The 15705-nt window shown below is 69.5% G+C and carries 15 protein-coding genes; 7 read left to right on the top strand and 8 right to left on the bottom strand.

Annotated elements, in window-relative coordinates; genetic code table 11:
- Positions 1–43: 43 nt before the first annotated feature.
- Positions 44–880 carry a peptidylprolyl isomerase gene (locus GX015_RS12295; protein ID WP_291345436.1) on the bottom strand — a complete coding sequence of 279 codons (837 nt, stop codon included), beginning with the start codon at positions 878–880 and terminating at the stop codon, positions 44–46.
- A gap of 243 nt (positions 881–1123) precedes the next feature.
- Between GX015_RS12295 and GX015_RS12290 the strand changes: the two genes are divergently transcribed.
- Together GX015_RS12290 and hisS are read left to right on the top strand one after the other, a co-directional pair.
- Entirely contained in the window at positions 1124–1807 is a 684-nt protein-coding gene (locus tag GX015_RS12290; protein WP_291345435.1) for an MBL fold metallo-hydrolase, read from the top strand.
- Between the two features lie 10 nt (positions 1808–1817).
- Positions 1818–3107 carry a histidine--tRNA ligase gene (hisS, locus tag GX015_RS12285; protein ID WP_291345434.1) on the top strand — a complete coding sequence of 430 codons (1290 nt, stop codon included), beginning with the start codon at positions 1818–1820 and terminating at the stop codon, positions 3105–3107.
- Positions 3108–3149: 42 nt separating this feature from the next.
- Here the strand turns inward: hisS and GX015_RS12280 are convergent, their stop codons facing one another.
- The 6 genes from GX015_RS12280 to GX015_RS12255 form a co-directional block, all read right to left on the bottom strand.
- Positions 3150–3509, bottom strand: coding sequence for a hypothetical protein (locus GX015_RS12280; RefSeq protein WP_291345433.1), 360 nt, complete (start codon positions 3507–3509; stop codon positions 3150–3152).
- A 4-nt stretch (positions 3510–3513) separates the two neighbouring features.
- Positions 3514–5019, bottom strand: a complete 1506-nt coding sequence (locus GX015_RS12275; RefSeq protein ID WP_291345432.1) for an L-serine ammonia-lyase — start codon at positions 5017–5019, stop codon at positions 3514–3516.
- 80 nt (positions 5020–5099) lie between these two features.
- On the bottom strand, positions 5100–6014 hold the full coding sequence (locus tag GX015_RS12270; protein WP_291345431.1) for a VOC family protein: 915 nt from the start codon (positions 6012–6014) through the stop codon (positions 5100–5102).
- A 62-nt stretch (positions 6015–6076) separates the two neighbouring features.
- Positions 6077–6763 carry a CE1759 family FMN reductase gene (locus tag GX015_RS12265; protein ID WP_291345430.1) on the bottom strand — a complete coding sequence of 229 codons (687 nt, stop codon included), beginning with the start codon at positions 6761–6763 and terminating at the stop codon, positions 6077–6079.
- Positions 6764–6806: 43 nt separating this feature from the next.
- On the bottom strand, positions 6807–7925 hold the full coding sequence (locus tag GX015_RS12260; RefSeq protein ID WP_291345429.1) for an LLM class flavin-dependent oxidoreductase: 1119 nt from the start codon (positions 7923–7925) through the stop codon (positions 6807–6809).
- 496 nt (positions 7926–8421) lie between these two features.
- Complete coding sequence (locus GX015_RS12255; RefSeq protein WP_291345428.1) at positions 8422–9174, bottom strand: CBS domain-containing protein; 753 nt, start codon at positions 9172–9174, stop codon at positions 8422–8424.
- 34 nt (positions 9175–9208) lie between these two features.
- On the opposite strand from GX015_RS12255, the gene GX015_RS12250 reads away from it, so the two are divergent.
- Positions 9209–9712, top strand: a complete 504-nt coding sequence (locus GX015_RS12250; protein WP_291345427.1) for a DUF4112 domain-containing protein — start codon at positions 9209–9211, stop codon at positions 9710–9712.
- Positions 9713–9763: 51 nt separating this feature from the next.
- Here the strand turns inward: GX015_RS12250 and GX015_RS12245 are convergent, their stop codons facing one another.
- Complete coding sequence (locus tag GX015_RS12245) at positions 9764–10639, bottom strand: neutral zinc metallopeptidase (protein WP_291345426.1); 876 nt, start codon at positions 10637–10639, stop codon at positions 9764–9766.
- 173 nt (positions 10640–10812) lie between these two features.
- Here GX015_RS12245 and aspS point away from each other — a divergent pair, with 173 nt between their 5' ends.
- From aspS to GX015_RS12225, 4 genes are all read left to right on the top strand, one after another.
- Positions 10813–12618: an aspartate--tRNA ligase gene (gene aspS, locus GX015_RS12240; protein ID WP_291345425.1), complete on the top strand. Its 1806-nt coding sequence runs from the start codon at positions 10813–10815 to the stop codon at positions 12616–12618.
- Between the two features lie 28 nt (positions 12619–12646).
- Complete coding sequence (locus GX015_RS12235; protein ID WP_291345424.1) at positions 12647–13840, top strand: phosphotransferase; 1194 nt, start codon at positions 12647–12649, stop codon at positions 13838–13840.
- Positions 13841–13871: 31 nt separating this feature from the next.
- Positions 13872–15290, top strand: a complete 1419-nt coding sequence (locus tag GX015_RS12230; protein WP_291345423.1) for a replication-associated recombination protein A — start codon at positions 13872–13874, stop codon at positions 15288–15290.
- Between the two features lie 85 nt (positions 15291–15375).
- A partial coding sequence (locus GX015_RS12225) for an alanine--tRNA ligase-related protein (protein ID WP_291345422.1) occupies positions 15376–15705 on the top strand: 330 nt, incomplete at its 3' end.

Below are 15705 nucleotides of genomic sequence, written 5' to 3'. Positions count from 1 at the left end.
AGCTTCAAGCGCCGGGGACGAGCCGGCGCCGTGCCGCGAGGGTCTAGGAGACCGTGGCGGACTCGATGCGGACCTCTTCGGCGGGCTTGCCGTCGAGCTGGCCGCCCTCGATGCCCTTCTCGGAGATGCCCTTGACCACGTCCAGGCCCTCCGGCGTCATGGTGCCCAGGACCGAGTAGGACGGCTGGAGCTGGCCGTCACCGTAGTTGAGGAAGAACTGCGAACCGTTGGTGTCCGGGCCGGAGTTGGCCATCGCGATGGAGCCCTCGGGGTAGACGACGGAGGACGCGGCGTCGGCCTCGTCGACCGGGTACTCGTCCTTGAAGGTGAAGCCCGGGCCGCCGGCGCCGGAGCCGGACGGGTCGCCGCACTGCAGGACGTTGAGGCCGCCGGAAGTCATGCGGTGGCAGACCGTGTCGTTGTAGTAGCCCTCCTTGGCCAGGTGCTCGATGGCGTTGACCGCGCAGGGGGACATGGAGCGGTCGAGCTCCATGGGCACGTCGCCATGGTTGGTCTTCAGCGTGACCGTGACGGTGCCGGTGGTGGCGATGCCGTCGGTCTTCGGGGTGGAGACGTCCTTGGCCGCCTCGCCGCCGCCGGCCGGGTATTCGCAGGTGACGGTGTCGGGGAGCGCCTCGGCGCGGGCCATGGCCAGCGGGGTCAGCTCCGGCGAGGTGGTCTCCGTCTCGCTGGCGGTGACGTCTTCCTCGTCGTCGCCCATGGTGGTCAGGAACCAAATGCCGCCGACCAGGACGACCAGGATGGCCAGGGTGGTGACCACGACGCCCAATGGCTTGGCCTTCTCCGCACGGTCGCGGCGGCCGAGCTCGCGCTCCAGGTTCTTCATCGCCTCGCGGCGTCGCTGTTCATTGCCCTGCACGGTTGCCTCTTTCGATCGTGTACCGGTCTCGCGTGACATCTGGCGTGACGTCCAGCAGAACATTATGCCCTGCGAAGGCCTCCGCGTGGGGAACGGGGCCGTGCGGGCGAGGGACATTCGGGTCGGATCCGGAACGGATTCGGGGCGAATCCGCGGCAAGTAGTATGTTCGACGAAACACTGCGCGCCCGAGGATGCGCGCGCCCGCACACCGCGTCACCGATCCCTCCCAGATTGGAGTCCCATGGAGATCATCGGCTTCCCCTCCGGTCCGCTCGAGACCAACTGCTACGTCGCCACCGGCCATTCGATGGAAGGCGACGCGGCCGACGGCCCGATCCCCGTGGTCATCATCGACCCGGGCATGGACGCGCTGGGGCGGCTGAAGGCGGAGTGCGAGCAACGCAACCTCAAGCCCGAGGCCGTGCTGCTGACGCATGGGCACATCGACCACACCCGCGACGTCGGCGACGTGTCCCGCGAGTGGGGGATTCCCGTGTACATCAGCCCGCATGACCGCTTCATGCTGGACAATCCGCTGATCGGCGCGGGCCTGAGCCTGGGCAAGATGTTCAACGTCGCCGAGATGGTGCCGCCGACGGACATCCACGACCTCGACGACGGCGAGGAGGTCAAGTTCGCGGGTCTGGCGTTCGAGGTCATCCACGCGCCGGGGCACTCGCCGGGATGCGTCATGCTGCGCGCGTTCGACGGCGGCGACGAGATCGTGTTCTCCGGCGACGTGCTCTTCGCCGGTTCCATCGGCCGCACGGATCTGCCCGGCGCCGACCCGCAGGACATGATGGACTCGCTGAAGAACCGCGTCCTTCCCCTCGACGACGACCTGACCATCCTGCCGGGCCACGGTCCGACGTCGACGATCGGCCGGGAGAAGGCCCATAATCCGTTCCTCGCGCAGGTGAAGTAAGGTTGCCCGGGTGACCGAGCAGCAGAAGAAGCAGAAGATCCGCCCCTTCACCGCGCCGAAGGGCGTTCCGGACTACGTTCCGCCGAACTCCCGCGCCTTCGAGGCCGTGCGCGGTTACCTGCAGCATCGCGCCCGCCTGGCGGGCTACGAGCACATCGAGCTGCCCGTCTTCGAGGACACCGGCCTGTTCGCCCGCGGCGTGGGCGAGTCGACCGACGTGGTGTCGAAGGAGATGTACACCTTCGCCGACCGCGGCGACCGGTCCGTGACGCTGCGCCCGGAGGGCACCGCCGGCGTCATGCGCGCCGTCATCGAGCACAACCTCGACCGGGGCCAGCTGCCGGTGAAGCTGTCCTACGCCGGCCCGTTCTTCCGCTACGAGCGCCCGCAGGCCGGCCGGTACCGCCAGCTGCAGCAGGTCGGCGTCGAGGCGATCGGAGTCGATGATCCGGCCCTGGACGCCGAGGTCGTGGCCCTGGCCGACGCGTCGTTCCGCGGCATCGGCCTGACCGGCCACCGCCTGGAGCTGACCTCGCTGGGCGACGATTCCTGCCGCCCCGAGTACCGCCGGAAGCTCCAGGACTTCCTCTTCGGCCTGCCGCTGGACGAGGAGACCCGCCGCCGCGCCGAGCTCAACCCGCTGCGCGTGCTCGACGACAAGCGCCCGGAGGTCAAGGAGATGACCGCCGACGCGCCGCTCATGCTCGACCACCTGTCGGACGAATGCCGCACCCACTTCGAGACCGTGACCGGCCTCCTCGACGACATGGGCGTCGAGTACGTGATCAACCCGCGCATGGTCCGCGGCCTGGATTACTACACCAAGACCTGCTTCGAGTTCGTCCACGATGGCCTGGGCGCGCAGTCCGGCATCGGCGGCGGCGGGCGCTACGACGGCCTGATGGCGCAGCTCGGCGGCCAGGAGCTGTCGGGCATCGGCTTCGGCCTCGGCGTCGACCGCGCCCTGCTGGCGCTGGAGACCGAGGGCAAGACCTTCGGCGACGAGCGCCGCGTCGACGTCTACGGCGTGGCGCTGGGCGAGGACGCCTCGCGTGCGATGGCGGTGCTCGTCGGCAAGCTCCGCGATGCGGGGATCAGCTCCGACATGTCCTACGGCGGCCGCGGCCTCAAGGGCGCGATGAAGGGCGCCGACCGCGCCGGCGCCCGCTTTGCGCTGGTGCTCGGCGAGTCCGAGCTCGCGGCGGGCGAGGTCCAGCTCAAGGACTTGACCGCTCACGAGCAGGACGCGGTCAAGCTTGACGACGTCGTCGCCCAGCTGCAGGCGCGCCTGAATCAGTAGGAACGCGGGCCAAGCCGCGCGCTCACCTTCGCGCTCACCGGTCTAGTCGGTGCGCCGCAGTTCCATCGCCGAGGCGACGGCAATTGCCGCGCACACCGGCGCCCAGAGCCGTTCCTTCGGGGACGGCGAGGCAAGGTTCGGGATCACGGCGACGCCCATGATGCCGGCGATGGCGCCGAGCAAGGCCCGCGGCGCCGCTCCCTTTCCGACGACTCCGGCTGCGGTGAGATAGACGGGCGCGGCGACGGCGCTGGTCGCCCGCAACCGGTCCGGAAGCGTGCCGCGATGGGCGCCGCCGTACGAGGCTTCGCCCCACGGAATGCCCGCCGCGAGGCCCGTCTGGAACAAGCCGAGGGCGGCCAGACCGGAAGCGGCGATGATTCGGGGGATCGGGACCGGCATCTGATCAGCACGCCGTCCTGTTCACGGGCATCTGCAGTGCCACGGCGAGGCCGCCCGTGGACGTCTCCTTGTACTTGGTCATCATGTCACGGCCGGTGGCCGCCATCGTCTCCACCACTTCATCGAGGGTGACGGCATGGTCGCCGTCGCCCAGCCTGGCCAACCTCGCGGCGTTGATCGCCTGCACGGCCGCCACGGCGTTGCGCTCGATGCAGGGAATCTGGACGAGACCGCCCACGGGATCGCACGTCAGGCCCAGGTTGTGTTCGAGGGCGATCTCCGCGGCGTTTTCCACCTGGCGGGGATCGCCGCCCAAAACCTCGCACAATCCGGCGGCGGCCATCGCGGCCGCCGAGCCGACTTCGCCCTGGCACCCGACTTCGGCGCCGGAGATCGACGCGTTCTCCTTCACCACGATCCCGATCGCGCCGGCCGCGAGGAGGAAGCGGTGAGCCGCCTGGGGAGTGAACCCGGTGACGTACTCGTGCGCGTAGCGCATGACCGCCGGCACGATGCCCGCGGCACCATTCGTCGGGGCGGTCACGACGCGTCCGCCGGCGGCGTTCTCCTCGTTGACCGCCAACGCCCACAGGTTCACCCATTCCATGGCCGCCAGCGGATCCGGCTTTTCATCGGACCGCATGCCCATGAGCTGCCGGTGCAGTTCGGGAGCCCGTCGCCGCACGCCGAGTCCGCCAGGAAGGATGCCGCCATTGGCGTCCGGGACGTCGACGCCGGCGCCGACGCCCGCGTCGATGCACGAGCGCATGGTCGACCACACCGCGTCCAAGTGCTTTTCGACGATTTCGTAGTCACCGTGAAGCGCGGCTTCATTGGCGGCCAAGACGTCCGAGACATCGAGGCCCCCGCGTTCGCAGTGTTCGAGCAGCTCGTCGCCCGTGGTGAAGGGGTGGGGGATCGTCCCGCTCCGCCCGGTCGTCGACGCGCCCGCGCCCAACCCGGCCGGGCCATTGCCGCGGGCCGCGATTTCCTCGCCGGACAAGACGAAACCGCCGCCCACCGAGAACCATTCTTGGGTGAACTCCTCATCGCCGCGGCGGGCGGTGAAGACCATGCCGTTGGGGTGGCCCTCGATTTCCTCCGCGTCGAATGTGACCCGGTAGGAAAAGTGTCGGCCACCGTCCGCCGTCTTCTCGACCGTGCCTTCCTCCGGCACCCTCGCACCGGGCGGGGGTTCCGCGTCCGGCGGGACCGTCTCCGGGTCGTGTCCGGCCAGTCCCAGCAGCACGGCGCGATCCGTGCCGTGGCCCCTGCCCGTCGCGGCGAGCGATCCGCGCAACTCGACGTCGACGGTGAACCGCGGGGATCCGGTGGTGAAGGTGGGCGCCGGGCCGTCGTCACGCGAACCGGCCGGGGAGTCATGCGGCTCGCCGAGGAATGCCGGCGGCAGCCCGGAGATGAACTTCGACGCCGCCCGCATCGGGCCTACGGTGTGCGACGACGATGGCCCGATGCCGATGCTGAACAGGTCCACGACGCTGATGGTCATGTGGCCCACACTACAAATGAAGCGTTTCCGGGATGTTCCGCCGACGTGACGGCACCGGTGCCGATCGACGATGACGCGGGTCAGAACCCGTCGGGATCGATTTTCTTCATCGACATCATCTTCTCGTAGGCGCCCGGACGCGTCATCAGCTCGTCCATCGTGTCGGGCACGACCTGCCAGGACAGGCCGTAGCGGTCCTTGCACCAGCCGCACTGCTCGGCGGCGGGATCCGACGACAGCGCGTCCCACACGCGGTCGAGCTGCTCGCCGGGCCGGCACTCGACGAGGAGCGAGATCCCCTCGTTAAATGCGGTGTCCTGCGGGACCGCGGAGTCCATCGCCGCAAACCACTCTCCGGCCAGACGGAAGTCGGTGAACATGACGGCGCCGTGGTCGTACTCGACGAGGGCGCCCCGGGCGGTGTCCTCCGCGCCCGCGTCCGACAAGACGCCGATCCAGAAGTCGGTCGCCTCACGCGCCTTGTCCTGGTTCTCGCCGCCGAACATGAACGACGGCGCGAGGAACGGCCGCGGCTCGCCCTCCGGATCGGTCAGCATCAGCTGCCAGGTCACGCCGTAGCGGTCGCGAATCCACGCGTAGCGGGGGCTGTGCGGATACTCGCCGAGCTCCATCATCGACTCGCCGCCGTCGATCAACGCGTCGTGGACCTCGTCCAGGTACTCCCGGGCCAGGTCCGCTCGCTTGGCGACGTCGTCTCCGTCATCGCCGAACGCCGCCGGGTCGAAGTTGAGCAGGAAGCTGATCGAATGATTCGGCCGGAATTCCGGACCGGCGTTGATGAGGGTCAGGGGCCTGCCGTGGATTTCGACGTCCACGGTCAACGGCCGACCGGCCATGTTGGCCTGGAAGTCGGGGAGCCCTTCCTCGGGGTAGGTGACGATCTTCGTGATCGCCCCCTCCCGGAAGATGCCCGCGTAAAACTCGGCCGCCTCGAGGGCCGTGCCGTCGCACCAGATGTTGGGGATGATCCGCATGCCCCGAGGGTAGAGGAGCATGCGGATCACGGGGGCGCGTCAGCCGGCCGGACGGACGGGCCTCAGCCCAAGTGGCCCTTGAGCAGGTCGCCGAAGGAGGGGCCGGACGGCGCCTCGATGCCCGAGCCCGAGCGGCGGGTGGCACCGGCGGCCAGACCGCCGACGCCCTGCGCCAGGACCAGATCGGCGAGCTCGCCGGCCGCGCGGGACACGCGCGAGGTCAGGGGAGCGGTGCCCTGATCGTCCCCGCCCTTGCCGCTGCCGCCGCCGGTGAAGGTGGCGGCGCCGAAATCGTCCGTCGCGGCGAACACGCCGGTCGGCGCGACCATCGCGCCCATGTAGGAGAACAGCGGACGCAGCGCATGGTCGACCGCCAGCGAATGGCGGGCGGTGCCGGCGGTCGCCCCGAGAACGGTGGGCACGGACCGCAGGGCGTCGTCGTCAAGCGAATCGATGAACATCTTGAACAGGCCCGAGTACGAGGCCTTGAACACCGGCGACACCGCGATGACCGCATCCGCCGAGGCGACGGTGCGGCGCGCTTCGTCGAGGGCCTCCGAGGACAGGCCGCCGACGGTGAACGCGTCGGCGAGGTCACGGGCGAGATCGCGGACCTCGATGACCTTGACCTCCCCGGACTCCCCGCGGGCGGTGATGGCGGCGACGGTGGCGTCGCCGAGCATGTCGGCGAGCTGGCGCGTCGACGACGGCGTGGACAGGCCGGCCGTGATGACTGCGATGGTGCGCATGGGAACGTTCCTTTCCGGGGATGCGAGCGGCGTGGAGGTGGGGCTACTTGTCCTCGACGCGGCCCGGCTGCACCTTGTGGTGCGGGTGCTCGCGGTCGAGCTTCAGGGTGGCGTGGGTCGGCGGGTCCGAGGGGACGTGCTCCGGGCGGCGGGCCTCCATGCGGCGGCGGACCTCCGGGACGACCTCCTTGCCCAGGATCTCGATCTGCTCCAGGACGACCTCCAGCGGCAGGCCGGCATGGTCCATGAGGAACAGCTGGCGCTGGTAGTCGCCCACCCAGTCGGCGAACTGCATGGTGCGCTCGACGACCTGCTCGACCGTGCCGACGGTCAGCGGCGTCATCTCCGTGAACTCCTCCAGCGACGGGCCGTGGCCGTAGACCGGGGCGTTGTCGAAGTAGGGGCGGAAGAACTTCTTCGCCTTCTCCTCCGTGTCGCCGATGAAGACCTGGCCGCCCAGGCCGACGATGGCCTGGTCCGCCTGGCCGTGGCCGTACTGCTCGAAGCGGCGGCGGTAGATGTTGACCATCTTCGCCGTGTGCTCCTTGTTCCAGAAGATGTTGTTGTGGAAGAAGCCGTCGCCGTAGAACGCGGCCTGCTCGGCGATCTGCACGGAGCGGATCGAGCCGTGCCACACGAACGGCGGGGTGTCGTCCAGCGGCCACGGGGTGGACACGTAGCCCTGCAGCGGGGTGCGGAACTCGCCGGACCAGTTGACCGGGCGCTCGCGCCACAGGCGGCGCAGCAGGTGGTAGTTCTCCACGGCCAGCGGGATGCCCTGGCGGATGTCCTTGCCGAACCACGGGTAGACCGGGCCGGTGTTGCCGCGGCCCATCATGAGGTCGACGCGGCCGCCCGAGAGGTGCTGCAGGAAGGCGAAGTCCTCGGCGATCTTCACCGGGTCGTTGGTGGTGATCAGCGTGGTGGCCGTCGACAGCTGCAGCTTCTCGGTCTTCGCCGCGATGTAGCCGAGGTGGGTCGTCGGGGAGGAGGGCACGAACGGCGGGTTGTGGTGCTCGCCGGTGGCGAAGACGTCGAGGCCGACTTCCTCGGCCTTCAGCGCCATCTGGGTCATGGCGTCGATGCGCTCGTGCTCGGTGGGGGTGGTGCCGTTGGTCGGGTCGGTGGTGACGTCGCCGATGGTGAAGATGCCGAACTGCATGATGACTCCTGGTGTGGTCTTCGGGTGGTTGGTTGCGGCCGAAGCCGGTGGTTCTGGATTCCCTAATTGGTGATACGTCAACAATAAAGTGTTGTTGACGTGTGCGCAAGTGTTGCGGCGCGGCGTGTTTCGGCGGGGTGCGCTTCTCAGCGCGACGAGTTGCGGCCGGGTGCGCTTTTCGGCGTGGCAAGTCTTGACCGGGTGCGCTTCGCAGCCCGACGTTTCTCGGCGCGGCCGCAGCATCCAAACCCCGACATCACCACCCACTCGGCTTCACCCCGACATCTCAACCCCGACAGGAGTCGATTTGACGTGGCCAAACCCCGACAGCAGTGGTGATGTCGGGATATGGATGTCGGGTTTTGCGCAGAGACGCGGCCGGAGACAGCACGCGGAGAAGGAGCCGGGGGGAGGGGGCCGGAGACAGCGCACGGAGAAGGAGCCCGGGCAGAAAAGGCCAAGCGGAGCCGGAAGAAGCCGACATGATCGTCCGCAGCTAGTACGACCCGATCTGCACCTCGGCCCACAGCACGGGCAAGTCCGCACCGCCGACGACGCGCAGGGGCTTCTGGTCGGGACTGCCATCCTCGGTGATGATGAGCGCACGGGGGACCAGCCCGTCATCGCCCGGAATGGTCAGGGCGGTGACGGCGTCCTGGACGGTCGCGGTGCGGGGCATGAAATAGGGGAGATCCCGCGAACCGGCCCACTCCAGCACGTCCGCGACGGTCTTCGCCTCGAGCCGCCCGTCGTCGCCGTAGTCGTGGGCGACCCAGATCGCGATGGCGTCGGTGGTCAGCAGCGCGGTGCACCGACCCCGGTCCGCGCCACCCTCGTATACCGGGAACTGCGAGTAGGTCGACTCCGCGAGCACGGCGAAGACCTTCTCCACCGAGTCGTCCGGCGACACCGTCACCGGCCGGCGCTTCGGCAGAACCTCGAGCACCACCGGCGGATCGATGAGGTTGCGGGCCAGGCGTTCGGCGTCCGCCACCGTCGCGGGCAGCGGGTCCGCGATGGGCCGACCGTCTCGATACTCGCCGTGGCTGATCGCGTTGCGAAGATCGGAAAAGGCCATCAGAGCGGAACGCTGGGCGTCGGAAAGCCGATGCTTGCGATGGCTGAGGTTGACCATCCACTTGAAACCGTCCGACGGTTTGGCGCGGAGATCGCGGCGCAGATGGGCCTCGATGTCGTTGAATGCGGCCAGAAACGCCGTGGCATTGTCGCCCGGGGATGCATCGGTCATGTCGCCCAGGCTACCGGCGCCTACTCTGGGGAGCATGAACGCCAATCACCCCGAGTCCGGCATCGACGGCCGACCCCGCGCCCTCAACCGGACGTCGCGCGTCATCGCCCACTACATGGACGACCTCTTCACCATCCCCGGCACGAAACGCCGGGTCGGGCTGGATCCCCTCGTCGGACTAGTCCCGGGGCTGGGCGACGCGGCCGGCGCGGTCGCGACCGCCGGACTGGTCATCGACGGAATCCGTTACCGGGTACCGTTCGTCGTCCTGCTGCGCATGGCCTTCAACCTGGTGCTCGACATGACCATCGGCGCCATCCCGCTGTTGGGCGACGCGTTCGACTTCTTCTTCCGCGCCAACATCCGCAACGAGCGGCTGATGCAGAAAGCGCTCGACGACCCCGCCGGGTCGGCGAAGTCGTCGAAACGCTATCTCATCGGCGCGCTGATCCTGCTGGCCGTGCTGGCCGTGCTCATCATCGCGCTCGCGATCGGCGCGGTCTGGGGCCTGGTCGCGCTCATCCAGGCGGGATACTGATCACGTTGGCGCGCTGACCGGGCAAAGGCCCGATCGGTCGCCGATCGGGGTCTACTTGTACACGCCCCGCTCGAGGGTGTCGCACTGCGCCATCTTGCCGGTCTGGTAGCCGGTCAGGAACGCGTCGGCGCGCTGCTCGGCGGAGCCGTGGGTCCACAGGTCGGGGCGGATGTCGCCGCCGGAGTGGCCCTGGATGGTGTCGTCGCCGATGGCGCGGGCGGTCTGCAGCGCGTCGGCGACCTGCTGCTGGGTCAGCGGCTCGAGGATCGCGTCGGGTCCCTTGTCGGCGAAGTGCGCCCAGATGCCGGCGTAGCAGTCGGCCTGGAGCTCGACCTTGACGGCGTCGGAGTCCGGGCCGGGGTCGTTGTAGTTGGAGCGGCCGAGCGTGCCCTCGAGCTTCTGGATGTGGTGGGCGAACTCGTGGGCCACCACGTACTGCTGGGCGAGCGGGCCGTCGCCGCCGCCCATGCGCTCGAGCTGGTCGAAGAAGGTGACGTCGTAGTAGGAGTACTCGTCGGCGGGGCAGTAGAACGGGCCGGTCGACGAGGAGGCGTAGCCGCAGCCGGACTGGGTGGAGCCGGTGAAGATCTCGATGCCCGGCGCCTGGTACTGGATGCCGGCCTGGGCGGGCAGCTGTTCGGCCCACACGCGGTCGACGGAGATGCCGGTGAACTCGATGCGGCAGTCGACGTGCTCGTTGGCGTCGGCGCCGGTCTGGCAGTGGTCAAGGCCGCCGCCCTGGGCGCCCTGGTTTTGCCCGCCGCCCTGCTGGGGCTGCTGGAGCTGCGAGGGGTCGCCGCCGAGGAGCATGAACAGGCCGACGAGGAGCAGGCCGCCGAGGCCGCCGCCGATGGCGATGCCACCGCGGCCGCCACCACCGCGGCGAGCACGGTCGCCGCTCTTCCGAAAATCCGAACGGAACGTCATGCACCGAGTATGCCAGCAGGAACGCCGCTGCGGGAGCCCCGACACGATCCCGCTTTACGACGGCCCGGCCCTAAACCGGTCCGCCGCGGCGGGTACACTGCCAACGACGCGCGCCCGATGGGCGCACGATCTCGGTTAACTCTCACAGGCAAAGCATTGGAAGGACCCCAATAGTGCTGCGTACGCATCTCGCCGGCGAGCTCCGCGCCGACCAGGCCGGACAGTCCGTCACCCTCACGGGTTGGGTGGCCCGCCGCCGCGACCACGGTGGCGTCATCTTCATCGACCTGCGCGACCGTTCGGGCCTGGCCCAGGTCGTCTTCCGTGAAAGCGAGGTCGCCGAGCGCGCCCACCACCTGCGCAGCGAGTACTGCGTGCGGGTGACGGGCGTGGTGGAAAACCGCCCCGAGGGATCCGAGAACCCGAACCTGGCCTCCGGCGACATCGAGGTCAACGTCACGGAGCTGGAGATCCTCAACGAATCCGCCGCGCTGCCGTTCCAGCTCGACGACGCGTCGAGCGCGAACGAGGTCGGCGAGGAAAGCCGCCTGAAGTACCGCTACCTGGACCTGCGCCGCGAGGGCCCCGCGAAGATCATGCGCCTGCGCGCCGCCATGAACCGCGCCGCCCGCCAGGTGCTCGATTCCAACGATTTCACCGAGATCGAGACCCCGACGCTGACGCGCTCCACCCCGGAGGGCGCCCGCGACTTCCTGGTCCCGGCCCGTCTGAAGCCCGGTTCCTTCTACGCCCTGCCGCAGTCGCCGCAGCTGTTCAAGCAGCTGCTCATGGTCGGCGGCATGGAGCGCTACTACCAGATCGCCCGCTGCTACCGCGACGAGGATTTCCGCGCCGACCGCCAGCCGGAGTTCACCCAGCTGGACGTCGAGATGAGCTTCGTCGAGCAGGACGACGTGATCGCCCTGGCCGAGGAGATCCTGGTGGCCATCTGGCGCGAGGGCGGCTACGAGATCACCACCCCGATCCCGCGCATGACCTACCGCGAGGCCATGGAGAAGTACGGCTCGGACAAGCCGGATCTGCGCTTCGACATCGAGCTGACCGACTGCACCGACTTCTTCGCGGACACCACGTTCCGCGTGTTCAAGAACGAGTACGTCGGCGCCGTCGTCATGGAGGGCGGTGCGTCGCAGCCGCGCCGCCAGCTCGACGCGTGGCAGGAGTGGGCCAAGCAGCGCGGCGCCAAGGGCCTCGCCTACATCCTCGTCGGCGAAGACGGCGAGCTGGGCGGCCCGGTGGCCAAGAACATCACCGACGCGGAGCGCGAGGGCATCGCCGCCCACGTCGGCGCGAAGCCGGGCGACTGCATCTTCTTCGCAGCCGGCGACACCAAGTCGGCCCGTGCCCTGCTGGGCGCCGCCCGCGGCGCGATCGCCGAGAAGTTGGGCCTTATCAAGGACGGCGACTGGGCGTTCACCTGGGTCGTCGACGCCCCGATGTTCGAGCCCGCCGCCGACGCCAAGGCCTCCGGCGACGTCGCCCTGGGTCACTCGGCCTGGACCGCCGTGCACCACGCCTTCACCTCGCCGAAGCCGGAGCACCTGGACACCTTCGACCAGAACCCGGGCGATGCGCTGGCCTACGCGTACGACATCGTCTGCAACGGCAACGAGATCGGCGGCGGCTCCATCCGAATCCACCGCCAGGACGTGCAGAAGCGCGTGTTCGAGGTCATGGGCATCACCGACGAGGAGGCCCACGAGAAGTTCGGCTTCCTCCTCGACGCCTTCGCCTTCGGCGCCCCGCCGCACGGCGGCATCGCCTTCGGCTGGGACCGCATCGTCGCCCTGCTCGCCGGCGTGGACTCGATCCGCGAGACCATCGCCTTCCCGAAGTCCGGCGGCGGCGTCGACCCGCTGACCGACGCCCCGGCGCCGGTCACCGCCCAGCAGCGCAAGGAGTCGGGCATCGACTTCAAGCCCAAGGCGGACAAGAAGCAGAACAAGCAGCAGGCCTAACAGCACCGGGCGCGAGCCCAAGGAGATCATGGATTCCCACGACGACCACGGCAACGACCACGACGTCGCCGACATCATCGCCACCGCCGGCGAACTGCTGTCCTCCCGTTTCGGGGGTCGGCCGGAGCTGACGGATCCCGAGGACCTCGGCGGTTCGAGCCGTGCCATGGTCGTGCGGCTGCGGGTGTCGCCGAATCCGTTCCTGCCGGTTCGATCGCTCGTCGTCAAGCGTCTGCCGGAGTCTTCCGCCGCGGGCGCCGACCCGGCCCTGCTGCGCGAAATCGTGGCCTACCAGTTCGCCACGTCGCTGCCGGAGGACGTCCGCCCGGGCCCGGAGCTGTTGGCGCATGACGTCGCCGAGCGGATCATCGTCATCTCCGACGCGGGCGACGCCCCGACGCTGGCCGACGTCCTCGAGTCGGGCGACGCGAACGAGCGGCTGCGCGCGCTGCGCTCGATGGGCGCGGCGCTGGGCCGGATGCACGCGGGCACCGCGGATCGCGAAGACGGGTTCAACACCCTGCTGTCGCGCATGTGGTCCCGCCATCGCGGGGACGAGGACGTCTCCGGCGAGCGCGACCGCGGCATCGTCCGGGCCATCGAGTCCGGCATGGGCCGCCTGGAGGACCTCGGCGTGCCGGTGACCGACGGAGTGCGGGGCCTGGCCGGCGAGGCCGCGCGGCGCATCTCCTCCGGGCACCACCGTGCGTTCACGCCCTTCGATCTGGCGCCCGACAACATCCTCATGGCCGGCCGCGTCGGCTTCCTCGACTACGAGTGGGCCGGCTTCCGCGACGCCACCTTCGACGTCGCCAGCGTCATCGCGGGCTTTCCGCTGCACGTGTTCACCGAGCCGCCGAGCCCGGCGGAGTCGGAGGCCTTCGTCCGGTCGTGGGTCGAAGAGGTCCGCGCGCCGTGGCCGGAGGTCGTCGGCGACCAGCATCTGCGCACCCGTTTGATGACGGCCCTGCTCGGCTGGACCCTCATCACCGTCACGATCCTGCATTATGGTTCGCCGCAGGCCGCGCTGACGGCGGGCGTCGAGATCCCCGAGGGCGAGAAGGCCGCGTCCGGGGCGTCGCTGGGCGGCGGCGCCCTGGAACGCCGCGATCTGCTGGGCACCGCGCGTGCGCTGGAGGAGTTCTCCGGAGGCTGCGAGGACCCGCGTTCCGCCGAGGTCGGCGATTTCGCCCGCGCGGTCATCGCGCTGGCGGGTTCCTAAGGTCTTCGGGCACGGCGAACGGGAGGCGGTCATGGCCGGCGAACAGGGGCTTTTCGACGACCCGGGCACCGGTGGTTCAACCGGGCACGTGGTCGACGACGGTGCCGACGCCGGCGCCTACTTCCACCCGGGTTCCCACGCGCCGTTGGCCGTGAAGATGCGCCCGCGCACGCTCGACGAAGTCGTCGGCCAGAAGCATCTGCTGGGCGACGGCGCCCCGCTGCGCCGGCTCGTCGACGGCGGGGGAGACACTTCCGTCATCCTCTTCGGCCCCCCGGGCACCGGCAAGACCACGCTGGCCAGCCTCATTTCCACGTCGACGGGCCGACGATTTGAGGCGCTGTCGGCGCTCAACGCCGGCGTGAAGGAAGTCCGCGCCGTCATCGAGCGCGCCCGGAAGCACCTGGTGCGCGAGGGCGTGCAGACGGTGCTGTTCATCGACGAGGTCCACCGCTTCTCCAAGACGCAGCAGGACGCCCTGCTCGGTGCCGTCGAGAACCGCACGGTCCTCCTCGTCGCCGCGACGACGGAGAACCCGAGCTTCTCCGTCGTATCCCCGCTGCTCAGCCGGTCGCTCCTGCTCCAGCTCGAGCCGTTGTCGGAAGAGGACGTCGCGGAGGTCATCAGGCGCGCCGCTTCGGACGAACGGGGTTTGAACGGTCGCATCACGCTCGACGAGGGCGCGCTGCACCAGCTCGTGGCGCTGGCCGGGGGAGATGCCCGCCGGTCGCTGACGTACCTCGAGGCCGCCGCCGAGGCGGTTCCGGACGGCGGCACGCTCGACGTGGAGACCGTCCAGGCCTCCGTCAACCGCGCCGTGGTGCGCTACGACCGCGACGGGGACCAGCACTACGACGTCACCAGCGCGTTCATCAAGTCCGTCCGCGGCTCCGACGTCGACGCCGCCCTGCACTACCTGGCCCGGATGATCGAGGGAGGGGAGGACCCCCGCTTCATCGCGCGGCGCATCATCATCCTCGCCAGCGAGGACATCGGCATGGCCGACCCGTCCTCGCTGCAGGTCGCCGTCGCCGCCGCGGACGCGGTGCAGATGATCGGGCTGCCGGAGGGACGCCTGCCGCTGGCCCAGGCGGTCATCCACCTGGCCACCGCCCCGAAGTCGAACTCGGTGATCTCCGCCATCGACGCCGCGCTCAAGGACGTCCGCGCGGGCAACTATGGTGCCGTGCCCCCGCACCTTCGCGACGGGCACTACGGCGGCGCCCGGGCCCTGGGCAACGCCGTGGACTATCAATACCCGCACGACGATCCGAAGGGCGTCGTCAAGCAGCAGTACCCGCCGGACCAACTCGCCGACGCCGAGTACTACCGGCCCGGCACCCACGGCCGGGAACGCGCCATGCGCGAGCACATGGGCACGCTGCGCGGCATCGTCCGGGGCGGGCCACGAGGCACGGGCGGAAACCGCGCCCGGGGGAAGGCGGAGTAGCCCGACCCGAGGGGGTATGCTGGCACGGCTATCGCCGCGACCGCGCGGCAGACACATCAACGTCGCGAAAGAGGGACCCGACTCCGTGCAGACCCATGAGATCCGGAAGCGTTTCATCGACCATTTCGTGAACGCGGGGCACACCGAGGTCCCCAGCGCCTCGCTGGTCCTCGACGACCCGAACCTGCTGTTCGTCAACGCGGGCATGGTCCCCTTCAAGCCGTACTTCCTGGGCCACCAGACCCCCGAGTACGCCACGGCGACGTCGATCCAGAAGTGCGTGCGCACCCTCGACATCGAGGAGGTGGGCATCACCACCCGCCACAACACCTTCTTCCAGATGGCCGGCAACTTCTCCTTCGGCGACTACTTCAAGGAAGGCGCCATCAAGCACGCGTGGGCGCTGCTGACCAAC

Origin of the sequence: Corynebacterium sp. (genome assembly GCF_012837295.1) — a bacterium.
Taxonomy (GTDB): Bacteria; Actinomycetota; Actinomycetes; order Mycobacteriales; family Mycobacteriaceae; genus Corynebacterium.
This window is presented reverse-complemented; position numbering and strand designations above follow the sequence as displayed.